The organism is Peribacillus sp. NJ4, from assembly GCF_030348345.1.
GTDB lineage: Bacteria > Bacillota > Bacilli > Bacillales > DSM-1321 > Peribacillus.
The window spans coordinates 1837646-1863167 of record NZ_JAUCFQ010000001.1; the positions used below are offsets into that span (position 1 = coordinate 1837646).

31 protein-coding genes are annotated in these 25522 nt (G+C 42.0%); 25 read left to right on the forward strand and 6 right to left on the reverse strand.

Translation table 11 applies throughout. From position 1 onward, the window contains the following. The first annotated feature begins 205 nt into the window (after positions 1 to 205). From mltG to QUF94_RS09215, 8 genes are all read left to right on the forward strand, one after another. Complete coding sequence (gene mltG / locus QUF94_RS09180) at positions 206 to 1342, forward strand: endolytic transglycosylase MltG (RefSeq protein WP_289315585.1); 1137 nt, start codon at positions 206 to 208, stop codon at positions 1340 to 1342. A gap of 270 nt (positions 1343 to 1612) precedes the next feature. Further along, the gene (locus QUF94_RS09185; protein WP_289315586.1) at positions 1613 to 2278 is read left to right on the forward strand and encodes an O-methyltransferase; all 666 of its coding nucleotides are present in this window, start codon (positions 1613 to 1615) and stop codon (positions 2276 to 2278) included. Continuing rightward, positions 2265 to 3194, forward strand: a complete 930-nt coding sequence (locus QUF94_RS09190; protein WP_289315587.1) for a peptidase U32 family protein — start codon at positions 2265 to 2267, stop codon at positions 3192 to 3194. Before QUF94_RS09185 ends, QUF94_RS09190 begins: the two co-directional genes overlap by 14 nt. Before the next feature lie 32 nt (positions 3195 to 3226). Continuing rightward, entirely contained in the window at positions 3227 to 4498 is a 1272-nt protein-coding gene (locus QUF94_RS09195; RefSeq protein ID WP_289315588.1) for a peptidase U32 family protein, read from the forward strand. Position 4499: 1 nt separating this feature from the next. Then, positions 4500 to 5138, forward strand: a complete 639-nt coding sequence (gene udk, locus QUF94_RS09200; protein WP_144479404.1) for a uridine kinase — start codon at positions 4500 to 4502, stop codon at positions 5136 to 5138. A gap of 304 nt (positions 5139 to 5442) precedes the next feature. Beyond that, entirely contained in the window at positions 5443 to 5919 is a 477-nt protein-coding gene (gene greA / locus QUF94_RS09205) for a transcription elongation factor GreA (protein WP_289315589.1), read from the forward strand. A gap of 124 nt (positions 5920 to 6043) precedes the next feature. Continuing rightward, positions 6044 to 7804 carry a peptidoglycan D,D-transpeptidase FtsI family protein gene (locus tag QUF94_RS09210; RefSeq protein WP_289315590.1) on the forward strand — a complete coding sequence of 587 codons (1761 nt, stop codon included), beginning with the start codon at positions 6044 to 6046 and terminating at the stop codon, positions 7802 to 7804. An 87-nt stretch (positions 7805 to 7891) separates the two neighbouring features. After that, complete coding sequence (locus tag QUF94_RS09215; protein ID WP_289315591.1) at positions 7892 to 8620, forward strand: YrrS family protein; 729 nt, start codon at positions 7892 to 7894, stop codon at positions 8618 to 8620. 63 nt (positions 8621 to 8683) lie between these two features. On the opposite strand, the gene QUF94_RS09220 is transcribed toward QUF94_RS09215, so the two are convergent. After that, positions 8684 to 8896: a DUF2536 family protein gene (locus tag QUF94_RS09220; protein ID WP_289315592.1), complete on the reverse strand. Its 213-nt coding sequence runs from the start codon at positions 8894 to 8896 to the stop codon at positions 8684 to 8686. 160 nt (positions 8897 to 9056) lie between these two features. Here QUF94_RS09220 and QUF94_RS09225 point away from each other — a divergent pair, with 160 nt between their 5' ends. The 6 genes from QUF94_RS09225 (at position 9057) to QUF94_RS09250 (ending at position 13585) form a co-directional block, all read left to right on the forward strand. Then, positions 9057 to 9695 (forward strand): class I SAM-dependent DNA methyltransferase, encoded by a 639-nt coding sequence (locus QUF94_RS09225; RefSeq protein ID WP_289315593.1) that lies wholly within the window; start codon positions 9057 to 9059, stop codon positions 9693 to 9695. 16 nt (positions 9696 to 9711) lie between these two features. Further along, complete coding sequence (gene mtnN / locus QUF94_RS09230; RefSeq protein ID WP_289315594.1) at positions 9712 to 10407, forward strand: 5'-methylthioadenosine/S-adenosylhomocysteine nucleosidase; 696 nt, start codon at positions 9712 to 9714, stop codon at positions 10405 to 10407. A gap of 95 nt (positions 10408 to 10502) precedes the next feature. Beyond that, positions 10503 to 11426, forward strand: a complete 924-nt coding sequence (locus QUF94_RS09235) for a PLP-dependent cysteine synthase family protein (RefSeq protein ID WP_289315595.1) — start codon at positions 10503 to 10505, stop codon at positions 11424 to 11426. A gap of 1 nt (position 11427) precedes the next feature. Further along, on the forward strand, positions 11428 to 12564 hold the full coding sequence (locus QUF94_RS09240) for a bifunctional cystathionine gamma-lyase/homocysteine desulfhydrase (protein WP_289315596.1): 1137 nt from the start codon (positions 11428 to 11430) through the stop codon (positions 12562 to 12564). 115 nt (positions 12565 to 12679) lie between these two features. Further along, a complete protein-coding gene (locus tag QUF94_RS09245; protein ID WP_289315597.1) occupies positions 12680 to 12946 on the forward strand; it encodes a YrhC family protein in 267 nt (88 codons plus the stop codon). Between the two features lie 498 nt (positions 12947 to 13444). Then, positions 13445 to 13585, forward strand: coding sequence for a YrzI family small protein (locus QUF94_RS09250; RefSeq protein WP_072273247.1), 141 nt, complete (start codon positions 13445 to 13447; stop codon positions 13583 to 13585). Positions 13586 to 13820: 235 nt separating this feature from the next. On the opposite strand, the gene QUF94_RS09255 is transcribed toward QUF94_RS09250, so the two are convergent. Then, the gene (locus QUF94_RS09255) at positions 13821 to 14009 is read right to left on the reverse strand and encodes a hypothetical protein (protein ID WP_289315598.1); all 189 of its coding nucleotides are present in this window, start codon (positions 14007 to 14009) and stop codon (positions 13821 to 13823) included. Between the two features lie 190 nt (positions 14010 to 14199). Between QUF94_RS09255 and sigK the strand changes: the two genes are divergently transcribed. Then, the gene (sigK, locus tag QUF94_RS09260; protein WP_289315599.1) at positions 14200 to 14931 is read left to right on the forward strand and encodes an RNA polymerase sporulation sigma factor SigK; all 732 of its coding nucleotides are present in this window, start codon (positions 14200 to 14202) and stop codon (positions 14929 to 14931) included. Positions 14932 to 15107: 176 nt separating this feature from the next. Here sigK and QUF94_RS09265 read toward each other — a convergent pair whose 3' ends face one another. Further along, a complete protein-coding gene (locus QUF94_RS09265; protein ID WP_289315600.1) occupies positions 15108 to 15410 on the reverse strand; it encodes a hypothetical protein in 303 nt (100 codons plus the stop codon). Between the two features lie 163 nt (positions 15411 to 15573). Here QUF94_RS09265 and QUF94_RS09270 point away from each other — a divergent pair, with 163 nt between their 5' ends. Then, positions 15574 to 17364: a M3 family oligoendopeptidase gene (locus tag QUF94_RS09270; protein ID WP_289315601.1), complete on the forward strand. Its 1791-nt coding sequence runs from the start codon at positions 15574 to 15576 to the stop codon at positions 17362 to 17364. 65 nt (positions 17365 to 17429) lie between these two features. On the opposite strand, the gene pssA is transcribed toward QUF94_RS09270, so the two are convergent. Beyond that, positions 17430 to 17969, reverse strand: coding sequence for a CDP-diacylglycerol--serine O-phosphatidyltransferase (pssA, locus tag QUF94_RS09275; RefSeq protein ID WP_289315602.1), 540 nt, complete (start codon positions 17967 to 17969; stop codon positions 17430 to 17432). A 135-nt stretch (positions 17970 to 18104) separates the two neighbouring features. Between pssA and QUF94_RS09280 the strand changes: the two genes are divergently transcribed. Then, positions 18105 to 18890, forward strand: coding sequence for a phosphatidylserine decarboxylase (locus QUF94_RS09280; RefSeq protein WP_289315603.1), 786 nt, complete (start codon positions 18105 to 18107; stop codon positions 18888 to 18890). 53 nt (positions 18891 to 18943) lie between these two features. On the opposite strand, the gene QUF94_RS09285 is transcribed toward QUF94_RS09280, so the two are convergent. Next, a complete protein-coding gene (locus QUF94_RS09285) occupies positions 18944 to 19084 on the reverse strand; it encodes a sporulation histidine kinase inhibitor Sda (protein WP_034311351.1) in 141 nt (46 codons plus the stop codon). A gap of 465 nt (positions 19085 to 19549) precedes the next feature. Here QUF94_RS09285 and QUF94_RS09290 point away from each other — a divergent pair, with 465 nt between their 5' ends. The 8 genes from QUF94_RS09290 to QUF94_RS09325 are packed head-to-tail and all read left to right on the forward strand — an operon-like array spanning position 19550 to position 24563. Then, positions 19550 to 20071: a YqeG family HAD IIIA-type phosphatase gene (locus QUF94_RS09290; protein ID WP_289315604.1), complete on the forward strand. Its 522-nt coding sequence runs from the start codon at positions 19550 to 19552 to the stop codon at positions 20069 to 20071. Beyond that, entirely contained in the window at positions 20068 to 21177 is a 1110-nt protein-coding gene (gene yqeH, locus QUF94_RS09295; RefSeq protein WP_421156041.1) for a ribosome biogenesis GTPase YqeH, read from the forward strand. Before QUF94_RS09290 ends, yqeH begins: the two co-directional genes overlap by 4 nt. Positions 21178 to 21197: 20 nt before the next feature. After that, the gene (gene aroE, locus QUF94_RS09300; protein WP_289315606.1) at positions 21198 to 22040 is read left to right on the forward strand and encodes a shikimate dehydrogenase; all 843 of its coding nucleotides are present in this window, start codon (positions 21198 to 21200) and stop codon (positions 22038 to 22040) included. Then, complete coding sequence (yhbY, locus tag QUF94_RS09305; RefSeq protein WP_207437102.1) at positions 22034 to 22324, forward strand: ribosome assembly RNA-binding protein YhbY; 291 nt, start codon at positions 22034 to 22036, stop codon at positions 22322 to 22324. Before aroE ends, yhbY begins: the two co-directional genes overlap by 7 nt. A gap of 11 nt (positions 22325 to 22335) precedes the next feature. Next, positions 22336 to 22905, forward strand: coding sequence for a nicotinate-nucleotide adenylyltransferase (locus tag QUF94_RS09310; protein WP_289315607.1), 570 nt, complete (start codon positions 22336 to 22338; stop codon positions 22903 to 22905). Continuing rightward, complete coding sequence (gene yqeK, locus QUF94_RS09315) at positions 22895 to 23467, forward strand: bis(5'-nucleosyl)-tetraphosphatase (symmetrical) YqeK (RefSeq protein ID WP_289315608.1); 573 nt, start codon at positions 22895 to 22897, stop codon at positions 23465 to 23467. The genes QUF94_RS09310 and yqeK overlap by 11 nt, the downstream gene beginning before the upstream one ends. Next, the gene (gene rsfS / locus QUF94_RS09320; protein WP_057218744.1) at positions 23467 to 23823 is read left to right on the forward strand and encodes a ribosome silencing factor; all 357 of its coding nucleotides are present in this window, start codon (positions 23467 to 23469) and stop codon (positions 23821 to 23823) included. The genes yqeK and rsfS overlap by 1 nt, the downstream gene beginning before the upstream one ends. Further along, positions 23820 to 24563, forward strand: a complete 744-nt coding sequence (locus QUF94_RS09325) for a class I SAM-dependent DNA methyltransferase (protein WP_289315609.1) — start codon at positions 23820 to 23822, stop codon at positions 24561 to 24563. The genes rsfS and QUF94_RS09325 overlap by 4 nt, the downstream gene beginning before the upstream one ends. Positions 24564 to 24663: 100 nt before the next feature. On the opposite strand, the gene comER is transcribed toward QUF94_RS09325, so the two are convergent. Then, positions 24664 to 25494: a late competence protein ComER gene (gene comER, locus QUF94_RS09330; RefSeq protein ID WP_289315610.1), complete on the reverse strand. Its 831-nt coding sequence runs from the start codon at positions 25492 to 25494 to the stop codon at positions 24664 to 24666. Positions 25495 to 25522: the final 28 nt, after the last annotated feature.

Genomic DNA, 25522 nt, shown 5'->3' on the forward strand with positions numbered 1-25522 from the left:
TAAGGGCTTTTTCTATTAAATAATACCTGAATATTGACAAAACTAGTGCTTTTTTGCCATAAATAGAGTAGTAATGAATGTAGTTTTGCAAAAACCATGTAATTATTTGTTGATTTTAGTATAATGTTCGAAGCAAAGTTTAATTAGAGAAAGCATCATCGAGAAACCATTCTGTAGTTGGTGTGAGTTTGCAGGGGGAATGAAAATGGATGAAAAAGATAAAAATTTATCTAAAAAGGAACATATCCGTATGAAATTGTTAGAACAGCAAGGAGAAGCCAGGCTGGTCCGTAAAATCATCATGATTACGATAGCTTCGCTTATTGTATTAATTGGGATAGTTGGTCTTGTGGGCTTTTTATATATCAACTCAGCCATGAAACCAGTCGATCCTGATGATGATACCATCAAGAAAGTGAAAATCCCAATCGGTTCTTCCGTGAATGGAATTTCAACACTGCTAGAAGAACAGGGAATAATCAAGGACGCACGTGTATTCAAATATTACATTAAGTTCCGCAATGAATCCGGTTTTCAGGCAGGTGAGTATAAATTATCGCCTTCGATGCCAATTGAAGATATTGTCACAAGCATCAAAACCGGGAAACTCATGAAAGAAGCTGCATTGAAGATAACGATTCCTGAAGGAAAGCAGCTTATCCAAATTGCCGATATCATCGCAGTGAAGACCGGTGAAGATCCGAAAAAGGTCTTTAAGGTATTGAATGATAAGAAATTCGTCAAGTCCATGCAAGAGAGATTTCCGGAGCTCTTGACGTCGGAAATTGAAAATGAAAAGGTATTATATCCGCTTGAAGGGTACCTTTTCCCAGCTACTTATGACTTTTATGAGGAAAAGCCGACCATGGAATCCATAGTCATCGAGATGCTGAAGAAAACGGAAGAGACATTACAGGCATACGAGACCCTGATGGACAAAAACGATTATTCCGTACACGAGATGCTGACCTTCGCTTCGCTTGTCGAAGAGGAAGCGACGGCACAAGTCGATCGCGGAAAGATAGCTTCCGTCTTTTACAATCGTATCGAGGAAGATATGCCGCTTCAAACGGATCCGACTGTTTTGTATGCAAAAGGTTCACATAAGAGCAGGGTATATTACAAAGACCTTGAGGTTAAGTCCCCTTATAATACGTATAAGAACAAGGGGCTGCCGCCAGGACCGATTGCCAATGCCGGAACGACATCGATCGATGCGGTATTGAAACCTGAGAAAACGGATTTCCTATACTTTTTGGCAACACCTGAAGGGGAAGTCCTGTACTCCAAAACCTTGGATGACCACAATAACAAAAAGGCAGAGCATATTTCCAATAAATAAATAAAAAATGCAATGCGACTGAGGGGGGAGAGATATTACTTTCCCCTTGTTTTTATGATAGAATAGTACAAGTGAATTTTAGATTCGATTTTTATCGGTGACGTAACTCGGCGAATGCCGGGTTTTATTTTGAAAGATAAGGAAATGTAGATCGTCAAGCATACTTGTTTCAGCTCCTTGTGAAAAATTGTAGGCAATAGTTTTTGACCGATCAATTTCTTCATGCACTGACCAAGCGCTTTCGTTTTTCTTATAATTGGAGGAAACGTTTTGAACGGAAAAATAGAACAATATCTTCATTCCTTAATTCCGGAGCGTACGGGTTTGATTAAGGAGTTGGAAGATTTTGCAATGGAAAATAATGTGCCGATCATGGAGCCGGAAGGCATTGAGGTGCTGCTTCAGATTTTAAGGCTCCACCAGCCTAAGTCGATATTGGAGGTTGGTTCAGCGATTGGCTATTCGGCCATAAGGATGGCTGAGACCCTTCCGGAGGCTAAAATCGTCACACTTGAACGGAATGAAGCCCGTATTGAGCAGGCAAGAGCTAACATCAAGAAGGCTGGGCTTTCGGAAAGGATTACCCTCATTGAAGGGGATGCCCTTGAAGCAGGACCGAAAGTCATGGAACATGGTCCGTTTGATATCATCTTCGTTGATGCAGCTAAAGGGCAGTACAAGCGATTCTTTGAACTGTTTGAACCATTCCTTGCTGATGCTGGCATTATCATTACTGATAATGTTTTATTTAAAGGCTTGGTTGCCGAAAACATTGAAGAAATGGAAATGACGAGACGAAAGCGAGCTCTCATCAAAAAAATCAGAGACTTTAACATCTGGTTACATGACCATCCTCATTTCGATACCGTAATTTTGCCGATTGGTGATGGTGTGGCCATAAGTAAACATAGAGGTGACAAAAATGAAAAAGCCTGAATTACTCGTGACTCCGACAAGTGTCGATCATATAAAAGAACTTATCGATGCTGGAGCTGATGCCTTCGTCATTGGGGAACAACGTTATGCGCTTAGGCTGGCAGGGGAGTTCAAACGTGAAGACGTCAAGAAGGCGATTGAGCTTGCACATGCCGCAGGCAAGAAAGTATATGTATCCATGAACGCCATTTTTCATAATGAAAAAGTGGACGAGCTTGAAGGGTATGTCACATTCCTTAAGCAGGCTGGTGCCGACCGGATCATATTCGGTGATCCAGCGGTCTTAATGGCTGTCCGTGCCGTGGCACCTGATATGCCCCTGCACTGGAATACAGAGATGACGGTAACGAACTGGTACACATGTAATTATTGGGGGAAACGCGGTGCTGTCCGTGCCGTTGCTGCCCGTGAGATAAGTATGGACGAGATAGTGGAAATGAAGGAAAATGCCGAAGTGGAGATTGAAGTGCAAGTGCACGGCATGACATGCATGTTCCAATCGAAGCGGACGCTCCTTGGTAATTACTTTGAATACCAAGGCAAGGCATTGGAAGTGGAAAATCGGAAGGAACATAGAAATATGTTCTTGCATGATAAGGAACGTGAAAATAAATACCCGATTTATGAAGATGAAAATGGTACACATATCATGAGTCCGAATGATATGTGCATGATCGATGAACTTCAGGAATTGATTGAAGCGGAAATTGATTCCCTGAAAATCGAAGGGATATTACAAACACCGGAATATATCAACGAAATGACAAAGTTGTATCGGGAAGCGATTGACGTTTGTGCAGAAGACCCTGAACGTTATGATGACCTGAAAACGGAACTTTTTGAAAAAGTAAAAGCGGTTCAGCCGGATACCCGTGAGTTGGATACAGGATTCTTCTTTAAGGAATCGGTTTATTAAAGAAAAGGGTAAGAGAAAGAGGAGGAATAGCCTTGAATGCTATTGCTGATAAAATTTCCAAGATCGTTGATGGAAAGAGAGTCATTGTAAAAAAACCGGAATTGCTGGCTCCGGCTGGCAACCTGGAAAAATTAAAAATTGCCGTCCATTACGGTGCGGATGCCGTGTTCATTGGCGGTCAGGAATATGGCCTTCGTTCCAATGCCGGCAACTTCACGTTTGAGGAAATGCAGGAAGGCGTCGAATTCGCTAAAAAATATGGCGCTAAAGTATATGTAACAACCAATATCTTCGCACATAATGAAAATATCGATGGTCTGGATGAATACCTGGAAGGCCTTCAGGAAGCTGGAGTTCATGGTATCATCGTCGCCGATCCATTAATCATCGAAACGTGTAAACGGGTCGCTCCGAACGTCGAAATCCATTTAAGCACGCAGCAATCGCTATCGAACTGGAAGGCTGTTCAGTATTGGAAAGAGGAAGGCTTGGAGCGGGTTGTTTTGGCACGTGAGACGAGTGCTGATGAAATCCGTGAGATGAAGGAGAAGGTCGATATTGAAATCGAGGCTTTCGTTCACGGGGCCATGTGCATTGCCTATTCTGGACGCTGCACCCTTTCGAACCATATGACGGCGCGGGATTCGAATCGCGGCGGCTGCTGTCAGTCTTGCCGTTGGGATTACGATTTATATGAGTTGGATCAAGAAGGGGAAAAGGCTTTATTCGATAAAGAAGATGCTCCATTCGCAATGAGTCCAAAAGACCTGAAGCTGATAGAGTCCTTGCCAGGCATGATTGAAATTGGCATAGATAGCTTAAAAGTCGAAGGAAGAATGAAGTCCATTCATTATATTGCTACAGTTGTCAGCGTTTATCGTAAGGTGATTGATGCGTATTGTGCCGATCCGGACAATTTCAGGATTAAACAAGAATGGCTGGAGGAGCTTGATAAGTGTGCGAACCGTGAGACGGCATCATCTTTCATGGAAGGGGAAATTCCTGGGTATAAACAGCAAATGTTCGGGAATCATACCGTAAAGACTCGCTTCGACTTCGCTGGTTTGGTGCTTGATTACAACGAGGAAACTCAAATCGCCACCATGCAGCAACGTAACTTCTTCAAGCCTGGAGATGAAGTGGAGTTTTTTGGACCGGAAATCGAAAACTTCACTCAAAAAATCGGTACGATCTGGGATGAGTCAGGTAAGGAGCTGGAGGCAGCCCGCCATCCGCTTCAAATTGTCCGCATTCAAGTAGATAATCAAGTATATGTGAACAATATGATGCGGAAGGAGAATTGACATGACAAGGAAGAAACCAGTGGTCATCGGAGTTACCGGAGGGTCGGGATCAGGTAAAACAAGTGTTACCCGTTCCATTTTTGAATTCTTTCAAGGACATTCGATCTTGATGATCGAACAAGATTATTACTATAAAGATCAAAGTCATCTGCCTTTTGAAGAGCGGTTGAAAACGAACTATGATCATCCGCTGGCATTTGATAATGATTTGTTGATCGATCACCTTAACGCATTGCTGCGCTATGAAACGATAGAAAAACCAGTTTATGATTATTCGATCCATACACGTTCGGAAGAAGTCATCACAGTTGAGCCGCAGGATGTCATCATCCTTGAAGGGATCCTTGTACTGGAAGATGAGCGCCTTCGAGACCTGATGGATATGAAACTATATGTTGATACAGACGCAGACTTGCGGATACTCCGTCGGATGACCCGTGATATTAAAGAACGTGGACGTTCCATAGATTCAGTCATCGAGCAATACATCAGTGTCGTTCGCCCGATGCATAATCAGTTCATAGAACCGACGAAGCGTTATGCCGACATCATCATTCCAGAAGGCGGTCAGAACCATGTGGCGATTGACCTTATGGTGACAAAAATTCAAACAATCCTTGAACAAAAGTCTTTTTTGTAATAACATAGCATAAATAATGATAGGTGCCATTTTCCTCCGTTTTTTAAATAATCCCATTTATTTATTGGGAAAGACTGGACAAATGCTGGAAAACGCAATACTCTATTCTTGATACAGAACGAACCGGCTGCCACCGCAGTCGGTTTATATACTAAGGACCGAGTTGTTCCTTAGTATAAAAGCGCGTACTTTTTAAGTCGTGCAAATATATATTTTGACTCGAGTTTTAGAGTTAAGCATTATATACTACATAAACTTGTCACAGCGAAAGCTTGCTGTAAAGAATTTGAAGGAGTGAAGGGTTTTGGCAATCGAAAAAGAATATCCAATGACTAAAGAAGGTAAGTTAAAGCTTGAACAGGAACTGGAACAATTAAAAACGGTTAAACGTAAAGAAGTGGTGGAGAGAATTAAAATCGCCCGCAGTTTTGGGGACCTTTCCGAGAACTCAGAGTACGATTCCGCAAAAGAAGAGCAGGCATTCGTTGAAGGACGTATTACAACAATCGAAAACATGATCCGTAATGCAAAAATCATTGAAGGCAATGATTCGAATACAGATACAGTTTCACTTGGAAAGACGGTAACATTCGTGGAACTTCCAAATGGTGACGAAGAAACATATTCCATCGTAGGAAGTGTTGAAGCGGACCCATTCGATGGGAAAATATCAAATGATTCTCCAATCGCGAAAAGCTTAATAGGGAAAAGGGTCGGCGACAAGGTATCGATCATGACACCTGGCGGCGAAATGAGCGTCAAGATTGTATCCATCAGCTAATTAACGGCTTAAGAGGATGTCCATATGGGCATCCTCTTTTCATATCGGAAAAACGCCGCGTTAAATTTGTTCATAATTGTTTAAAAATTCGCACCTCGTCAACAATGGTTACGAGGTGTATTTTATGAAAAAGAAACGAATGAGGTTGCTGGCTCTTTTTTTGACCACTTTTATGCTGATGCTCATAGGCAGGCTTGCCTACATCCAACTTGTATCGACAGAATCTTTTTCGAAGCATGATGTGAACCTGATAGAAGCAAGTGTGAATCAGCGTTCACAGATATTAAAGATTGATGATGGGCGTGGAAAGTTTTATGACAGAAATGGGGAACCACTTGCACATGAAGAAATCCCAACACTCGTCCTATTTCCATTTTTGAACAAAATGACATGGCCTATAGATGAAATTGCCTCGATCATAGGCAGATCGGAAGCGGAGCTGAAACGGGCAATTGAACAAGCGGATGAACCATTCGTATTTGGCGGAGATGAACCGATAGAGTTGACGCCCAGCCAATCGAAGGCAATCAATCAATTGAAGATACCCGGGGTCTTTGCGGTGAACGAGAAATTATATCATGATCAAACCCCTGCGGCCCAATTGATCGGCACGACGAATATATCGGATGCGGAAAAGAAAAAACGTTATCCGGACATGAATTTATCTCCTGAAACGAAAATAGGAAATACGGGACTGCAAAGGACCTTTGATGAGTTCTTGCTTTCCGCTGGGGAATCGAAGCTCGTATTTCACGTGGACGCAAGTGGGGGCCCCATGTTCGGTGTCGATGTAAAATACGTAGAACCTGCTAATCCTCTTTACCCAGTGAAGGTCGTGACGACGATAGATAAAGAAATTCAGGAAAAAGCGGAGAAGCTCGTAGATGACCGCGGGATAAAAAAAGGCGGTCTCGTACTCATCGATATCGAAAAAAGTGAAATCGTCGCCATGGTATCACGTCCGGCGCTTAATATAAAAGATCCGAATGGCGAAGGGGCCGTCAATATGATGTTGACTCAAAAAACGCCGGGTTCCGTCTTTAAAACGGTTACGGCAGCAGCTGCCATCGATTATGAAGCGGCAAGCCCCACAAGGACATTTAATTGTAATTTAACGATTGACGGCAAAACGGATAAGCAGAGGGAACTGGGCATACTTAATTTTGAAAATAGTTTTGCCCAAAGCTGTAACAGGACATTTGCCGAATTGTCCCAGGAAATAGCTGAGAAGGATCCCGACTTTTTGGATAAATATGCAAAAATGTTAGGGTTGGTTGGCGAAACGGGCTGGCAAGGGGACGTATATCACACGGAAGTTACTCAGTTGCATCATGAACAAACCGGGAAGGTCTGGCATGATGACGACTTAAAAAAAGATCCCAAAATGATTGCCAAAACAGCCATTGGCCAGCAGGATGTCCAAACGACACCGCTCGCGATAGCGAATATGATGGCCACGATTGCCCGCGGTGGCAAGAAGGAACAGGTCAAAGCCGTTTCCAAGGTCGAATTTAACAATAGTATGACCGTAGTCGATTTCCCCAATCAAAGTATTGGCGGCGAAACGCTGTCTCCATATACAACGATGAAGATGCAGCATCTTCTGAGGAAAGTCGTAACGGAGGAGAAAGGGACTGGCGCTTCTTTGAGAGATTTACCTGTGGAGGTCGCTGGCAAGTCTGGAACTGCTCAGACGAATATTAAAAAAGGAGAGCTCAATAAGCTCAATAAATGGTTTGCGGGCTACTTTCCATATAAAGATCCAAAATATGCCCTTGTTACCGTAAGTTTTGAAACAAAGGAAAACAGTTCCAGTATGACGCCGCTTTTTTCAGATATTGTAAAAGTCCTGTACTCCAAGAACCAGGACAATAGCGAGAATTGACGAAAAGTGTAGGAAACCCTTCCCTTCTATCTCTAGCTAAATCATGTTAAAATGAGGCAGTAAGAAATGGTAAGGGAGGAATGGACCTTGGGCTCACGTTTCAATCAGCGAGATCAAAAAAGAAAAGTAAATAAAATATATAATATTGCAATCACCATCGTTTCCATTTTAATCGTCATTGTCGCAGTCACGATTTTCTTAAGTGATGATGGCACCGAATCAAAGAAAACCACGACCGAACCTAAGCAAATTGCCGAAGAAAAGGGAAAAGTAGTGGACAAACCTGCTGGGAAAGAGGAAGAAACGGATTCAGAGAAGGTAGAGGCAGAAGAGGATAGTAAAGCAACAGAGGAAGATGAAGAAGATAGTAAAGCAACAGAGGAAGATGAAGAAGATAGTAAAGCAACAGAGGAAGATACAGAAGAGAAGGCTGAAGATGGTTCAGACCCAGAAAAAGCAGGGGATGCCGAACTTGTGGAAGTGGAAGGCAGCGGAGATGGCAATGTCGCGGCTACATATACGAGTGAGGGCTGGAAACCAGTTGGAACTGAGCAATCCGGGGAACACACTACAAGCTTCGAAAAGGGCTCGGTCGATTGGAATGAAATGAGTAAAGCCATTGCTAATGGCGCTGGAATCGATGAAGGAAGCATGATGCTATGGTGGCTTCAAAACGGCGGTTCGCCTAACACGGCAATCGGAACCGTTTCTGAAGGGGACAATCCTAAAACCTTCCGTGTCCATATTGAATGGGTGGACGGATCAGGTTGGAAACCTGTAAAAGTCGAAGAGCTGAAGTCAAACGATAAAAGGTAATAGTTAAATTATCCAAACTAAAAACCCCCGAAAGGAATCTTTTCGGGGGTTTTTTCATGGAGATTACTTTTGGGCTTTAAAGTGAACGACTGCGCTATAAAATCGTCTGCCTTCCTCACTAACATACATTTGGTGTGACACGGATTGAACCTGAAGCATGATCGCTTTATTGATTTCAATTTGTGATTGGATTTTTTCTTCAAGATTCTTAATGCTTTCTGCCTCGAAAAATTCTATTTTATCTTCGAATAATTTTAAGTCGAGTTGAAAACCCATGATTGTTCCCCTCCAACATTTAGATACTGTTAGTTTAACATACCTTTTTGTTTGTATCTGAACCTAATGATGGATTTGCCTAAAAAACAAGAACTGTTTTTGTGTTTAATTCATATTATGCTTATAGGTTTTATTATTCCATCATAAAAAGGTGATTAAAATGGGCAGAGAATTTTTAGATTTATTCGAAGAATGGTCAAAATCGTATGATGATACTGTTGGTGGACACGATATTGAGTATCAAGAAGTTTTTAAACATTATGATAGGATATTGGACAGCGTCACGTATCGGGCACAGGGTCACGTGCTGGAGTTCGGCGTAGGTACCGGGAATTTAACGGAAAGGCTTTTGAAGAAAGGCCTAAAGGTATCGGGAATCGAGCCTTCACCCGCCATGAGAAAAATAGCGGTAAGCAAAGTGGGCGGAAAAACGGAAATTGTAGATGGCGATTTCATCGATTTTCCGAAGCCGGAGCAGGTGGATTCGATCGTGAGTACGTACGCGTTTCATCATTTAACCGATGAAGAAAAAGAAAAAGCGATAGCCAACTATGGAAAGTTACTGAATACTGGTGGTAAAATAGTGTTTGCGGATACGATGTATCAATCAAGGGAAGCGCATGAACGAGCGATTCTAGATGCAAGGCAGGCAGGCTTTCATAATTTGGCGAACGATTTGCAAACGGAATATTATACTACGATTCCTTTTTTGGAGAAAGTACTTGAAGAAAATGGATATAAAGTAAACTTCGAGCGCTGCAATCAATTTGTCTGGATTATGGAGGCGGAAAAATTATAGGAAGAGGTTTTTACTAATGAAAGTAGCCATAATCGGAGCAATGGAAGAAGAAGTTACGATTTTACGTGATAAATTGGAAGGTTTGGAACAGGTGACCATTGCCGGTTCCGAGTTCAATACAGGCACACTGAATGGTGTTGAGGTCATTTTGCTTAAATCGGGAATCGGTAAAGTGAATGCGGCAATGTCCACTGCGATCCTTTTAGAAAAATTCAAACCGGATGCTGTCATCAATACTGGCTCTGCCGGCGGTTACCATCCAGCACTTAATGTCGGGGATGTGGTCATATCCAAGGAGGTTCGCCACCATGATGTCGACGTGACGATTTTTGGATATGAGTACGGTCAAGTCCCTCAGCTGCCGGCAGCTTTCATTCCGGATGAAAAGCTTTTCGCAATCGCAGAAGAAGCAGCTAAAGAAATCGAGGATATACAAGTGGCGAAAGGGTTGATCGTGACAGGGGATTCTTTCATGAACGATCCTGATCGGGTTGAATTCGTCAGAGGGAAATTTTCGGATTTATATGCGGTGGAAATGGAAGCGGCAGCCATTGCTCAAGTGGCCTTCCAATTTAAAACACCGTTTGTCATTATTCGTTCCCTTTCGGATATCGCAGGTAAGGAGTCCAATATTTCCTTTGATAAATTCCTGGAAACTGCGGCTCTTCATTCAGCGGCACTGATTTTAAAAATGGTTGAAAAAATGAAATGAAATGTTAAGTGATCAGCGGAAGACTTTCCGCTGGTTATTCTTTATTGCATAAACCTCATTAAATTGGTAGGATAACTATGAAAGGATGTCCGAATATGAAAGTCTTTCAAAATATTCATGAGTTGATAGGGGAAACGCCGATGATGGAAATCACCCATTTCCAGCTTCCGGATGAAGTCCGTATCTTTGCCAAACTGGAATACTTTAATCCGGGAGGCAGTGTGAAGGACCGGCTTGGTCAAGAACTGTTAGCCGAAGCTTTGCGGACTGGGAATGTAAAAAAGGGTGGGACGATAATCGAACCGACTGCCGGAAATACTGGGATTGGCTTGGCGTTGGCGGCGATAAACAGTGGAGTGGACGTGATATTTTGTGTTCCGGAGAAATTCAGTGCCGAGAAACAGGAATTGATGCGTGCCCTTGGAGCAAAAGTGATCCAGACCCCGACAGAGGAAGGAATGAAAGGAGCAATCGCCAAGGCTAAGGCGTTGCTGGCTGAAATTCCGGGTTCCTATTGTCCCCAACAGTTTGCCAACCCATCCAATCCTGATGCATATTATAAAACGCTGGGACCTGAAATATGGGAACAGATGGATGGCGATGTGGATGTGTTTGTTGCCGGTGCGGGTACGGGGGGGACATTCATGGGAACATCGCGATATTTAAAAGATAAGAATGCTGCCGTCAAAACGGTCATTGTCGAACCAGAAGGATCGATTTTAAACGGCGGCAAAGCAGGACCCCATAAAACCGAGGGGATAGGGATGGAATTTTTACCTGCCTATATGGATGAAACGTATTTTGATCAAATTCATACGATAAGCGATCAGGATGCTTTCCATATGGTGAAGGAATTGGCGATCAAAGAAGGCCTGCTTGTCGGCAGTTCTTCCGGAGCGGCATTTGCAGCGGCCATGAAGGAAGCGGCCAAGGCTTCCCAGGGTACGAATATCGTCGTCATATTTCCGGATTCCAGTGAACGATACTTAAGCAAAAAAATTTATCAGGGAGGTATATGAAATGAGGAAAAAAACACAATTGATCCATGGCGGCATTTTTGGTGATGAAAAAACAGGAGCGGTTTCGGTGCCGATCTATCAAGTGAGCACTTATAAACAGGATGGTCCGGGGAATCACCGGGGATATGAATATTCCCGTACAGGCAACCCCACCCGCCATGCACTCGAGGAATTGATCAAGGACCTGGAGGAAGGAAAAAGAGGATTCGCCTTCGGATCGGGAATGGCAGCGATGACGGCGGTTATGATGCTGTTCAATCAAGGTGATCATGTATTGATGACCGATGACGTTTATGGAGGGTCTTTCCGGGTCATCACTAAAGTGCTTAACCGCTTTGGGGTGGAAGCTACGTTCATCAATACGAGTGACATACATTCGATCGAAAACGAGATCAAGGACAATACCAAGGCACTGTTCATTGAAACTCCGACGAATCCATTATTGAAGATTACTGATCTAGAAGCGGTATCAAAAATAGCTAAAGATAACGGCATCCTTACAATTGTGGACAATACCTTCAGTACGCCATATTGGCAAAATCCACTTACACTTGGAGCAGATATCGTACTTCATAGCGCTACGAAGTATCTGGGGGGACACAGCGATGTTGTAGCGGGTCTTGTCGTGGTGAATGATGAAAAACTTGGCAATGACCTTCATTTCATCCAAAACTCTACAGGAGGCGTGCTAGGGCCCCAAGATTCATGGTTGCTGATGCGTGGCATTAAAACGCTGGGAATCCGGATGGAAGAACATGAAAAAAATACATCTCGGATCGTCAGCTTCCTATCCGGGCATAAAGACGTTTCGAAGATTTATTACCCAGGTCTTGAAAACCATCCAAACCATGATATTGCCAAAAAACAATCGCGTGGCTTCGGCGGTATGGTTTCGTTCGATGTCGGCAGTGCCGAAAAAGCCGAATCCGTTTTGAGTAAAGTGAAATTCTTCACACTGGCTGAAAGCCTAGGGGCAGTGGAGAGCTTAATTTCGATTCCAGCCTTGATGACACATGCCTCGATTCCGGCAGAGCGCCGTGCAGAGCTTGGAATAACCGATGGGTTGATTCGTATTTCAGTTGGTCTGGAAGACGTTGAAGACTTATTGGAAGACTTGGAACAAGCGCTAAAAGGATAAATCGGAAAAGGAACCGCTTCATAGCTACCTGCCATTATTTACACCCTGTCATTTGGAATAAATATGGTAGAATGAGATATCGATATCTTATTAGCTTGAAAGAAGGTGGAATGGCATGAAAAACCGCAAAAAACAAACGGCGGCAATGCTCCGTTCGAAAATGGTCGATTTTAAACAATTTGCGATCACATTGTTATGTGTGGGCTCGTTCTTCTATTTAGGAACCATCCTTCCCTCTGGCGACAAAACGATGATTGACACATATGTCTATATGGGAGCGACAATTATGTTCCTTGGCATATCCATAGTATTTTTCCGATTATCCAATAAATATAAAAGGACCCTGGCGGAAATGGATGACCAGGATTCTTTACAACAATAGAAGCAAACCTGATTCTTTCAAGAATCAGGTTTTTTTGTTTTTTCTTACGTTATTGCCCGTTGTATGGGCAGATATATCATACTCATTGCCTCCTTGAGGTAATAGTTGCTCTTGAAAATGGGAAAAAAGAATGAAGTTTCAAAAAAATAGGCAAAAGCCGTTTACAAATATCGAATTTATGGATATACTTACCAGGTAATAAAAAATATTCCAAAGGGAGGTCGAAGAAAATGAAGTTGTATCTATATGATGTAATCGTTACTGATCAGATTAGCCGGTCCGTTTCAAATGACAATCACATACAATTCGACCTGTGCCAAGCGGAATATTTCTAAAGCAATTTTTTGGCTTTATTAATCATTCACATAGCGGCCGCAGGGAGAAGTGTTTTATCCTGCGGCCTTTTTATATTTTCTAAAAAATCCCGCAGGAGGACGTAACTTTCTGCGGCCTTTTTATGCCTTTTTGTTGGGCCGCTCCCTTAAAGGAGGTGATATTATGACACTGAATATGCTTTTTTTCACAATCACGATAAAAATGAAAAAAATGACTGCTGAGGAATGTTTGCAACAGGAGAGAATCCACAAGATTAGAGAAGAACATCTGGACAAAGCGATGAAACATCGTCCTTTTTTCTAAAGACATAAAGAGGTTGGTATCCCGATAATAATTTAAAGAAAGGTGGAGGTTAATATGTTGAATCTGGTATACGTAAAAGGAGAGAAGCGTTGCTATTGGCAGGAGAAGGATACCGGCTAACGGCCGGAACTGTGATAGCCGTTTCCGTTGTTGTCGATCAGTCGCTACGCAATTTGAAATGAATAGTAAAAGAGGAAAACTCGGCACTCGGGCCGAGTTTTTTTCTTTGCTTGCATCAGCAGCACGGACCAGATCCGCCATAACCAAACCCACATCCGGTGAACCACCAAAACCCGAAAATGAGCAATAAAATCAAGAGGACGATAAACAGGCCATAACCAAACCCGTAACCGGATCCGGCATAACAAGGTGCAGGAGCCGGATAACCATAGCTGCACCCGTATGGTCCATAGTTATATCCCATCCCTAAAAACCCCCTTTCCTTAAAAATTCACTTTCATTATATGAACGTTTGCCCGTGTCCGTTTGGGAATTCAACCAGTCTGGTTTGAACATTTAATACTTTCATGATTTCTTTTAGCTGGACAGACACGAACAAGCCCATTGCTGCATAGGTATGAATAGGGAAACCAAAGAAACGGGGGATGAAACCAATGCCCGGAATACTTACAGTTGTCGGTTACATTATCAAAGAATTTTACTTATTTGTTTCCTATGTGAAAAACAACGCTTTTCCCCAGCCCTTGTCATCTCAGGATGAAAAGAGATATCTGAAGCTTATGAGTGAAGGGGATGGTGATGCCCGTAACATCCTGATCGAGCATAATCTCAGGCTTGTTGCCCATATTGTCAAGAAATTCGAGAATACGGGCGAAGATACAGAGGATTTGATTTCGATTGGGACAATTGGATTGATAAAGGCCATTGAGAGTTATTCGGATGGAAAGGGTACGAAGCTGGCCACATATGCGGCGCGATGCATTGAAAATGAAATCTTGATGCATTTACGGGCTACTAAGAAAACGAAGAAGGATATTTCCCTGCATGATCCGATCGGTCAGGATAAAGAAGGAAATGAGATCAGTTTAATCGATGTGCTGAAATCGGAATCGGAAGATGTAATCGATACGATTCAGCTTAATATGGAAATTGAAAAAGTGAAAAAGTACATTGATATTTTGGATGAACGGGAAAAGGAAGTCATTGTAGGCAGGTTCGGACTCGATTTAAAAAAGGAAAAAACCCAGCGGGAAATAGCTAAAGAGCTTGGCATTTCCCGCAGTTATGTATCAAGGATCGAAAAACGTGCCTTGATGAAGATGTTCCACGAATTTTACAGGGCGGAAAAAGAGAAGGAAAAAAAAGCTAAAGGATATGAAAAGTAAAAAGAGTGCGGGGATCTTTCCCCGCACTCTTTTTTTAATATTTATTTCTGATCAAATCTGCAAATGCATGATAAATCTCGATTCCCTGAAAAAGAAACAGACGTGAAGCGGTTAAAGAAAAGACCCCTATCATAATTAGTCGGAACCACATATGAATCACTCCTCCATTTTATTTTTTATAAAATGTCAGAGCGTAAGGCAACGTAATTCGCCTGATAAAAAACTGGACTGAGATATCGTTGGCGGAGATTTGAGTGAAAATAAAGAAAACTTAAAATGGAAAATTCGAAAATGAAAACAATGATAATGGACTGCCAGGAACTAAGGAAAGGAACGAAAGGCAGCTTCTTGTCGGCCTTTTCCCATTGATGAACATCTGTATGTTCTTCAATGGTTAGCTGCTGTGCATGATGGTGGAACTGTATGGGCAGTGTCCATAGGAGAAGGATGATAGCAGACAGGTGGATAAATAATTTCATATGAATCAACCACCCCTTTCCCAAGAATATAATTATCATATCATGCTTTTATTGTGGGATATAGAAAAATGTTCTGACAAAAATACTGAAAATTCCTTTTAATTAGAAAAATTTTGAAAAAACCTCTATAATAGGATTATTGATAAAAAGGGGGCAATGCAGTATGGGATATTCTTTGACATGGGATTTGGATATCTTTTTTAAAGGAGGAAGTTCTTCCAAGGAGTTCCTGCTTTTTTTAGATGAAATTAACGAAGAGGTAAAAGAATTAGACCGACTTGTAAGCAATATCAATCCAGAAGGAAATGATGAAATCAGTTTAATCAGGGCATTTGACCTTTTAAAAAACACTAATATGAAATCGTCACAGGCCGGTGCTTTCATCGGGTGCCTGCAAGCTCAAAATGAGCAGGATAAAAAGGCAGGTCAGCTGCGGATCAAACAAATGAAGATAGTCGCTTCACTAAAAATGGTGTTAAGCAAGCTGGATGAAAAGTTGTTGCAGCTTGATGATGCGTTTTTTAAAAAAATCCTCGAAAAAGAACCATTGAATGAATTGAAATTCGTATTGAACGAACGTCGGGAAAGGGCAAAGGAAAAGCTTTCCGTAAAGGAAGAATCATTAATCACCCAATTGTCCATGGACGGTTTCGAAGGTTGGGGCCAAATGTATGATACGATCGTTGGTTCAATGACCATCCCTTATAAGGGTGAAAATCTTTCTGTAGGCCAAGCGGCGAATAAATTTTCTGATCCCGATGGAATGGCCCGAAAAGAATTATTTACTGCATGGGAACAGGCTTGGGAGGAAAAAAATGATCTTTTTGCCCGGACTTTGAACCACTTGGCGGGATTTCGTCTCAGCGTGAATGAAAAAAGGGGCTGGGATGATATTTTGAAGGAGCCTCTTGAAATAGGGAGGATGAAAAAAGAAACCCTCGAAAGTATGTGGAATGTAATTGCCGACCATAAGGAGCCGCTTGTGAGGTTTTTACAAAGGAAGGCAGAGTTACTGGACTTGGATAAATTAAGTTGGGCGGATTTGGATGCACCGCTGGCTGTCACAGCCGAGTCCAAAGTGATGGATTATCAAGAAGGTGCGGACTTCATCGTGCAGCAGTTCTCTAAATTTGGCACTCAATTAGCAAAATTCACCCAAAAAGCTTTTGAAGATAGCTGGATTGAAGCGGAGGACAGACCAGGTAAAAGGCCAGGAGGTTTTTGCACGGGCTTTCCATTAAATAAGCAGTCAAGAATTTTCATGACGTACTCGGGCACCCCTTCCAATGTATCGACATTGGCCCATGAATTGGGGCATGCATTCCATTCTTATGCGATGAGGGATATCCATCCATTGAATCGATCATATGCAATGAACGTGGCTGAAACAGCCTCTACTTTTGCTGAAATGGTCGTATCGGATGCAGCTGTGAAGGAAGCGGCCAGTGAAGAAGAAAAGTTGGTTCTTTTAGAAGATAAAATTCAGCGTTCCGTATCATTATTGATGAATATCCATGCCCGTTACTTATTCGAGACAAGATTTTATGATGAAAGGAAACAAGGATATGTCAGTGCCGAACGGTTGAATGAACTGATGGTTGATGCACAAAAAGAAGCTTATGGTGATGCGTTAAGTGATTATAATCCAACGTTCTGGGCATCAAAGCTACATTTCTATATTACAGGTGTACCATTTTATAATTTTCCGTACACATTTGGATACTTATTCTCATTAGGCATATACGCGAATGCCCTGAAAGAACCGTCAGGATTCGAAGAAAAATATATCGCCCTATTAAAGGATACTGGTTCCATGAAGGTCGAGGATTTGGCGGAGAAACATTTAGGCGTCGATTTAACGACCCGGGATTTTTGGGAAGAAGCGGTTAAGTCCTGTATGGAGGATGTAGAAGAATTCATACGATTGACTGATCCCCTTGTCCGAAAGGCATAAAAAGCTTTAGGCTGAATATGAACGAAAAAAAGCGGATGTCCGGTTTAGGACATCCGCTTTCCTATTTAAACTTTCCTCATTTTAAATGGACTGACCATGAGTAATGATAATATAATCATAAGGGATAAGAAAAAGACCGGATGAAAATATGGAATGGCGAGATAACTTAAGGTAGCGATGCAGCCGGCAACCGTAATGGGAACTCCTGTAAAATACCCATTGCTTTCACTTATATTGAAGCGGGCGAGGCGAAATGCGCCGCAGCCGATATAGAAAACCGTGAAGAGTGTGCCAGGTGCTCCGAATTCTATTAATATTCCTTGGTATAATAATAGAGCTGGTGCGACGCCAAAAGAAATGATGTCACACATGGAATCAAGTTGCTTACCCAATTCCGATTCAATGTTGAACTTCCGTGCAACCATACCGTCAAAGCGATCTGCAAGGGCAGCCAGGAAGATTAAAAGCAGGCTTAAATTCAATTGGCCGTGCATCACGGCAATTATCGCAAATCCACCAAGGGATAAATTCATTAAAGTAAGTATATTTGCTGTTTGTGCTTTCACTTTTTTAATGGTTTGATCTAGGGCGTGTAATAAAAACATCTTTTCACTCCTTTCAAATGAAACAAAATAAAACAAAATATAGTAAACATAAGTATTTATTATATAATAATATTTTATTTAACACAATTTATGCAAGTCATTTTTGAATAATTTTACAATTTGGAGTGGTTTTATTTGTATCAGTCTTTGTATCGCATTCTTATTGAACTGACGAATGGTCGGTATTCATCAGGTTTATTAAAGCATTTTAGCCAATCTCGTTGGAGCAGGCCCTTAATTTTACTATATGTAAAAACTTTCAACCTTAATCAACAAGAATTTGGTAAGGATTTAAAAGGGTATACGAACCTGCATGATCTATTTACAAGGCGGTTAAAGGCGGACGCCAGGCCCATCACTGCCGTTCCTTCTGCAGTGGCTTGTCCCGTGGACGGTATACTCGAGGATTCAGGGGAGATATCCGCTGATAAAAAGATCATCGTTAAGGGAAAGGTATATTCAATGGAGGAGATGCTCGGGGATGAGCTTTATTTGGAAAAGTACCTAGGCGGCAAATATCTCGTGTTATACTTAAGCCCAAGTCATTACCATAGGATCCATGCACCAATCAAGGGTTCCGTAGTCAAACGATGGACGCTTGGAAGAAAATCGTACCCCGTTAATAAATGGGGGATGAAATATGGAAAAGAGCCATTGTCAAAAAATTACCGTACAATAACTGAACTTCAAAATGAAGCTGGAAGCCTGGCAATGGTGAAAGTCGGGGCCATGTTTATAAATTCAATCGTCATTACCGATGAATCGGATGAATTGGAAAAAGGACAAGAATTTTCATATTTCAGCTTTGGGTCGACAGTGGTACTTCTTTTTGAAAAAGGCAGTTTTGAACTTGAAGGAAACTTATCCATTCCGGCTGATGTCCGTGTCGGTGAAACAATCGGATTCATGAAAGCCGTCTAACTCCAAATGAAAATAAGAAGGCTGACATTTAATGTCAGCCTATGTATTTCATATTAAAAAATTGATCGGATTTTATGTGTTAAGGATCTTCGATGAATTTCCGTTTCTATGAGGCGGATGAAATCGGTACTTAACTTTAAATTCTGCGCTTTAAAATAGGATTCCAGCAACAGGTCATCAGATAGTTTTTGCATCAGAACGCCATTTACGGCTGCTCACCTCCAGTAGGTATTGCGAGGAATAATTTGGTTTTCACTTGCATATATTGATAAGTCTTCCTTGATGTACCCCTACTGTATCAGAAATAAACGTGGAGAACAATCGTTCTGTTATCCACAGTTAAAAGTGGATAACCTGTGGTTAAGTTGTTTACAAGGTGGAAGAAATGGTGCACATCAGTATGGAAAATGTTAGTAAAGTTATCCACAGGTTGAACAAATGAAATTTTTGTCGAAATCTTTTAGGAATTATTAGTTCTTTGGTTCTGGTCTACCTGCTAATTTCCCATTCCTTAATAAAAAATGCCTTTCCATATCAGAAAACATACATTATGATGTTTTTTTACCGTCAGCCTTTCTTTCCTAATTTTTTTTGAAAGTAAGCCGGAAATTCGATATGATGGAGACGGTAAATTTTAATGAAAATACAGAGGTGTCAATATGCTTAAATTATTTTTGCCGAGTGAACATGTTAAAAGCATTTTTAATATAGATCCTCAAGAATTGAAAAAAAGAGGGATTAAGGGAGTCATTACCGATTTGGATAATACTCTCGTTGAGTGGGATAGGCCAACTGCCACCCCCGATTTGATCAAATGGTTCGACAATATGAGGGATCATGGGATTTTAGTGACGATTGTATCCAATAATAATGAAAATCGGGTTCGGTCTTTTTCCGATCCGCTTCACATTCCGTTTATCTTCCAGGCAAGGAAACCGATGTCAAGGGCTTTTCATAAAGCACGTAAGTCAATGGGATTGAAATTGGAAGAAACGGTTGTAATCGGCGATCAGTTATTGACGGATGTATTGGGAGGAAACAGAGGCGGGTTCCATACGATCTTAGTGGTCCCTGTCGCACAAACCGACGAATTCAGAACGAAAATCAATCGTTATTTTGAAAGAAAGATCATGGCGTTTTTTAAACGAAAAGGAATGCTAGAATGGGAGGATCACAATTGAACAATCATCAAGAATTAGTGTGCATCGGCTGCGGTGTGAAAGTCCAGACTGAAGATCCGAAGGAGTTGGGCTTTGCCCCTACATCGGCTCTGGAAAAAGAGAGCATCGTGTGTCAGCGCTGCTTTAAATTGAAACATTATAACGAAGTTCAGGATGTATCCTTAACAGACGATGACTTCTTGAAAATCTTGAATAAAGTAGGCGAAACCGATTCTTTAATCGTCAAAATCGTCGATATTTTTGATTTCAATGGAAGCTGGCTGCCTGGCCTGCATCGATTTGTAGGAAGAAATGATGTTCTTCTGATCGGTAATAAGGTCGACTTATTGCCTAAATCAGTAAAACCGAACAAGTTGATTAATTGGATGAAGCAATCGTCCAAGGAATTAGGGCTTAACCCGGTTGATGTCCTGCTTGTCAGTGCGGAAAAGGGAAAGCACATACTTGAAGCGGCTGATGCGATTGAGCGGTATCGTAAAGGTAAGGATGTCTATGTGGTAGGCTGTACGAATGTAGGTAAATCGACTTTCATCAACCGTCTTATAAAAGAAGTGAGTGGTGAAGGGGATATCATCACGACATCCCACTTCCCAGGGACAACATTGGATATGATCGAAATACCTTTGGATGATGGACAAGCATTGATCGATACACCAGGAATCATCAATCATCATCAAATGGCTCATTATGTGGACAAACGGGACTTCAAGGTGATTATGCCGAAGAAGGAAATCAAGCCGAGAGTGTACCAACTGAATGAAGCGCAGACGCTATTTTTCGGAGGGTTGGCCCGGCTGGACTATGTCTCAGGCGGAAGGCGTTCACTGACTTGCTACCTTTCGAATGAATTGAATATCCACCGTACGAAATTGGAAAATGCAGATGAATTGTATAAAAACCATGCCGGGGAATTATTGACGCCCCCACGGCCTGAACAAATCGAGGAGTTCCCGAAGCTGATTCCACATGAATTCTCCTTGAAAGATGGTAAAATGGATATTGTGTTTTCAGGTCTTGGCTGGGTTACGGTCAATGAGCCAGGAGCGAAAATCGTTGCCCATGTACCAAAGGGCGTAAATGTGATCGTTCGTAAATCATTAATCTAAATATAGGGGTCGTCTAGGCTATGAAAAAGATATATGGGGTAATGGGAGATCCAATTGCACATTCGATGTCACCGGACATTCATAATGATGCATTTGAAAAAGAAAATATAGAAGCGGTTTATCATCATTTTCATGTGACGAAAGAAGGTTTGAACGATGCTGTAAAAGGCATGAAAGCCCTTGGTATAGAAGGGTTTAACATCACGATCCCTCATAAGACTTCAATCATTCCATTCCTTGATGAAGTGGATGAACTGGCCCTTGCAATCGGGGCTGTAAATACGGTTGTTAACAAAAATGGTCGGTTTATAGGGTATAATACAGACGGAAAAGGATTTTTTAAATCTTTATGCGATGAAATATCAGGTGACATTAAGGCTAAAAAAACGTTAGTGATCGGAGCGGGCGGTGCTGCGCGTGCGATTTATTTTACCCTTGTAAAAGAAGGGGTAAAGCAAGTTGATATTGCAAACCGGACAAAGGAAAGAGCGGCCCAGCTTGTTTCTGATTGCCCATATGATAAAGTATCGAAGGCACTCTCGATTATCGAAGCGGAAGAAAGCTTATCACAATATGATTTAATCATCCAAACGACTTCTTCAGGAATGAGCCCGGAATTGGATCATTCACCGTTGAAGGTCGACCAGCTTAAAACCGGTGCAATTGTCAGTGATATCATCTATAACCCTCTGCATACCAAGCTGCTGCGTGAAGCGGGGGAAAAAGGGGCGAAAACGCAAAATGGTTTGGGGATGTTCATAAACCAGGCTGCGCTCGCTTTCGAGATATGGACGGGCATTATGCCGGATACAGCAAGAATGACAGATATTGTCTTGAACAAACTAGGAGGTAACACATGTTAACAGGAAAACAGAAAAGATTTTTACGATCAAAGGCCCATCACCTCAATCCAATTTTTCAAGTTGGTAAAGGCGGGGTCAATGATAATCTCATCAAGCAAATTGGTGAGGCGCTTGAAGTACGTGAATTAATCAAGGTCAGCATACTGCAAAACTGTGAAGAGGACCGCAATGATGTGGGACGTTCTTTATCAAAAGGTGCACGGGCGGAATTGGTTCAGATTATCGGCAACACAATTGTGCTGTATAAAGAATCAAAAGAAAACAAACAACTTAAATTACCTTAAGGAACCTATCTATGAAAAAAATTGGAATTCTTGGCGGTACATTCAACCCTCCACATATCGGGCATTTAATTATAGCGAATGAAGTGCTGGATGCCCTTGAGCTAGATGAAATCAGATTCATGCCAAATCACGTTCCTCCACATAAAGAAAAATCGGAGGAAGTAACCGATATGGACAGGCTGGCTATGTTGGAAAACGCGATAGCCGGAAACCCATCTTTTTATATTGAGGGTATTGAAATAGAAAGAAAAGGCACATCTTATACGTATGATACGATAAAATTGCTGAAAGAACTTGAGCCAAGCAATGAGTTCTATTTCATAATTGGCGCAGATATGATTGAGTATTTACCGAATTGGCACCGTATTGACGAGCTGGTGAACATGGTCAATTTCGTCGGGGTGAAACGCCCTGGCTATAATGAAAAGACCGTATACCCAATCACGATGGTGAAAGTCCCTCAGATGTTCATTTCTTCTTCCATGATACGAAGGAAGTTAAGAACGGGGAAAACCGTGAAATATTTAATAGCAGATCCAGTGGTGAAGTATATTAAAGGGAATGGTTTATATGAATCGTGAGAAAGCTTTGGCGCTGGTCAAAGAACAAATCACCGAGCGCAGGTACATTCATACCTTGGGTGTGGTCGAGTCGGCGATTGAACTTGCTGAACTGTATGGTGCCGACGTCAAAAAAGCGGAACTGGCAGCCATTTTCCATGATTATGCAAAATTTCGTCCAAAAGAGGAAATGGAGCAAATTATAATCGCTGAAAAAATGGATCCGGAGTTACTTGAATACAATATGGAGCTGTGGCATGCTCCTGTCGGGGCTTATCTTGTAAAAAAGGAAGCCGGTATCACTGACGCTGAAATATTGGATGCGATTGCCCATCACACGTCTGGCAGGGTTGGCATGAGCCTTTTGGATAAGGTCGTATACCTTGCTGACTATATTGAGCCGGGACGTTCCTTTCCCGGAGTCGACGAAGTCAGGCAGACAGCAAAGCGAAATTTGGATCATGCTGTCATCCAGGCTTTAAGGAATACAGTTGTTTTTTTAATGAAAAGAAATCAGGCAATTTACCCTGACACATTTAAGACATATAATGATTTGATCATGAATTTGAAGGAGAAGATGTAATGACTGAACGTGAACTTCTTGTAATTGCAGCAAAAGCGGCGGATGATAAAAGAGCGGAGGATATCGTAGCATTGAACATGCAAGGTATTTCCCTTGTAGCGGATTACTTTTTGATCTGCCACGGTAATTCTGAAAAACAAGTACAAGCAATAGCTCGTGAAATGAAGAGCAAAGCTGATGAATCAGGAATCAATGTAAAACGTCTTGAAGGTTTTGACGAAGCGAAATGGGTGCTTGTGGATCTTGGCGATGTAGTGGCCCACATCTTCCATAAGGATGAAAGAAACTATTATAACCTCGAACGTTTATGGGGAGATGCACCTTTTGAAGATCTAGAGAGTGAACTGACTCCATGACTTACGAACGCTTTGCCTATGTATACGATGAATTGATGAAGGACGCTCCCTATGAAAAATGGCTGATGATCCTTACGGCGAAGCTGGAACAGTACGGAATTGGTGGAAGGAAAGTCCTGGATTTAGCGTGTGGAACCGGGGAAATGACTGTTGGATTGGCGCAACACGGATTCGAAGTCACCGGCGTGGATTTATCCGATGAAATGCTTCTCGTTGCCAATGAAAAAGCGGTGAAGCTTGGATTATCGATTCCACTTTTCCAACAGAATATGGCAGAACTCGAGGGACTTGGTCAATTTGACTGTGTCACGATTTTTTGTGATTCGCTGAACTACCTTCGCGACGAGGCGGATATAGTGAAAACGTTCAGCCGGGTTCATGAGCATTTGAAGGATGGCGGATTATTCTTGTTTGATATCCATTCCATTTATAAAATGGAAGAAATCTTTCGTGATCATACGTTTGCTGTCAATGGTGAAGAAGTATCCTATATATGGGACTGTTTCCCAGGTGAAGAACCTTACAGTGTGGAACATGATTTAAGTTTTTTCGTGAGGGACGATGAAAGTGGTCTGTATGACCGTTTTGATGAGTTGCATTATCAACGGACCTATCCGGTTGAACAATATAAACAGTGGTTGCAGCAAGCTGGTTTTACCGTTTCTGACATTCTGGCGGATCTTGAAGAAGAACCGCTTGTAACGGAAACCGAAAGAATCTTGTTTGTAGCAAGTAAATGAATTAAGAGGTCAGTAATCGCCGTTCGTACATCACTGTACGAGTGGAGGTCTGACCTCTTTTTTTTATTTTTAGAAGGAAATGAGATATTGATTACGAATATTAATAAGGATGGCCGAACTGTTTTTCCACTTCTTGAAGATCCTCTGCAAACTTTTCATGTGTAGCTTGAAAGAGATGATGGAACATTTCCCCTGTTTCAGCTTCTAAAACCTTGATCCCTTCACCCGTGATTCCACCCTTTACACAAACCTTTTCCTGCAAGGCCGGCAATGTATAAACTCCTTTACCAAGTAGTTCACCTAAGCCAATCAACATGTTCTCAGTCAAAGTCGTAGCGGTTTCTTTATCAATCTTCGTCGTTTGGCATGCCGCGTCAATGAAAGCTTGTGCTAAATAGCTGAAGAAGGCAGGACCGCAGCTGACGATGTCGGAAGCTACCCGGGTGATATCATTTTCAATGATGACCGGTGCCGATATGGCGGAGGCCAATTCATATAATTCCGACTTTTTTTTCTCACTACAGCCATTGCCGAAACTCAGTAACGATACCCCTGAGCCCACCCGGTTGGTTATGCTGGGGATAAAACGGGCGCAGGGGGCTTTCACTGCTGATTCAAGCTGAGACACTGAAAGCGGGCTTGTAATGGAGATAACTAGTTGTTCCATTTTTATATGATGTTTGATGCCCTGTAACAGGCTGTCAATTTGTAATGGTTTTACACAGAGAAAAATAAAGTCCGCTTGCTGGACGACTTCGGCTGCGCTTTCCGCCACCTTGATTCCGGGGTGTTTTTCTTTCAGCACCAATGCTTTGGAAAGCGTTCGATTTGTAATGATTAGATCAGCCGGATTCAAAATTTTCGCCTCCAGCCACGCCTCGATTAAAATGGTACCCATATTGCCGGTTCCGATTACACCGATTTTCTTCAATGCCGATCAACTCCTCTCACTTAAAGCG

Coding starts and splice junctions, on each gene's coding strand:
- yqeK (WP_289315608.1), top strand. CDS start 22,895: ATGAATCGTGAGAAAGCTTTGGCGCTGGTCAAAGAACAAATCACCGAG.
- QUF94_RS09245 (WP_289315597.1), top strand. CDS start 12,680: ATGAAAAACCGCAAAAAACAAACGGCGGCAATGCTCCGTTCGAAAATG.
- rsfS (WP_057218744.1), top strand. CDS start 23,467: ATGACTGAACGTGAACTTCTTGTAATTGCAGCAAAAGCGGCGGATGAT.
- QUF94_RS09285 (WP_034311351.1), bottom strand. CDS start 19,084: ATGCAAAAACTATCTGATGACCTGTTGCTGGAATCCTATTTTAAAGCG.
- QUF94_RS09235 (WP_289315595.1), top strand. CDS start 10,503: ATGAAAGTCTTTCAAAATATTCATGAGTTGATAGGGGAAACGCCGATG.
- QUF94_RS09240 (WP_289315596.1), top strand. CDS start 11,428: ATGAGGAAAAAAACACAATTGATCCATGGCGGCATTTTTGGTGATGAA.
- QUF94_RS09290 (WP_289315604.1), top strand. CDS start 19,550: ATGCTTAAATTATTTTTGCCGAGTGAACATGTTAAAAGCATTTTTAAT.
- QUF94_RS09325 (WP_289315609.1), top strand. CDS start 23,820: ATGACTTACGAACGCTTTGCCTATGTATACGATGAATTGATGAAGGAC.
- QUF94_RS09250 (WP_072273247.1), top strand. CDS start 13,445: ATGACACTGAATATGCTTTTTTTCACAATCACGATAAAAATGAAAAAA.
- QUF94_RS09310 (WP_289315607.1), top strand. CDS start 22,336: ATGAAAAAAATTGGAATTCTTGGCGGTACATTCAACCCTCCACATATC.
- QUF94_RS09190 (WP_289315587.1), top strand. CDS start 2,265: ATGAAAAAGCCTGAATTACTCGTGACTCCGACAAGTGTCGATCATATA.
- QUF94_RS09265 (WP_289315600.1), bottom strand. CDS start 15,410: ATGAAATTATTTATCCACCTGTCTGCTATCATCCTTCTCCTATGGACA.
- QUF94_RS09270 (WP_289315601.1), top strand. CDS start 15,574: ATGGGATATTCTTTGACATGGGATTTGGATATCTTTTTTAAAGGAGGA.
- QUF94_RS09225 (WP_289315593.1), top strand. CDS start 9,057: ATGGGCAGAGAATTTTTAGATTTATTCGAAGAATGGTCAAAATCGTAT.
- aroE (WP_289315606.1), top strand. CDS start 21,198: ATGAAAAAGATATATGGGGTAATGGGAGATCCAATTGCACATTCGATG.
- sigK (WP_289315599.1), top strand. CDS start 14,200: ATGCCCGGAATACTTACAGTTGTCGGTTACATTATCAAAGAATTTTAC.
- udk (WP_144479404.1), top strand. CDS start 4,500: ATGACAAGGAAGAAACCAGTGGTCATCGGAGTTACCGGAGGGTCGGGA.
- QUF94_RS09255 (WP_289315598.1), bottom strand. CDS start 14,009: ATGGGATATAACTATGGACCATACGGGTGCAGCTATGGTTATCCGGCT.
- QUF94_RS09220 (WP_289315592.1), bottom strand. CDS start 8,896: ATGGGTTTTCAACTCGACTTAAAATTATTCGAAGATAAAATAGAATTT.
- mltG (WP_289315585.1), top strand. CDS start 206: ATGGATGAAAAAGATAAAAATTTATCTAAAAAGGAACATATCCGTATG.
- pssA (WP_289315602.1), bottom strand. CDS start 17,969: ATGTTTTTATTACACGCCCTAGATCAAACCATTAAAAAAGTGAAAGCA.
- QUF94_RS09210 (WP_289315590.1), top strand. CDS start 6,044: ATGAAAAAGAAACGAATGAGGTTGCTGGCTCTTTTTTTGACCACTTTT.
- mtnN (WP_289315594.1), top strand. CDS start 9,712: ATGAAAGTAGCCATAATCGGAGCAATGGAAGAAGAAGTTACGATTTTA.
- yhbY (WP_207437102.1), top strand. CDS start 22,034: ATGTTAACAGGAAAACAGAAAAGATTTTTACGATCAAAGGCCCATCAC.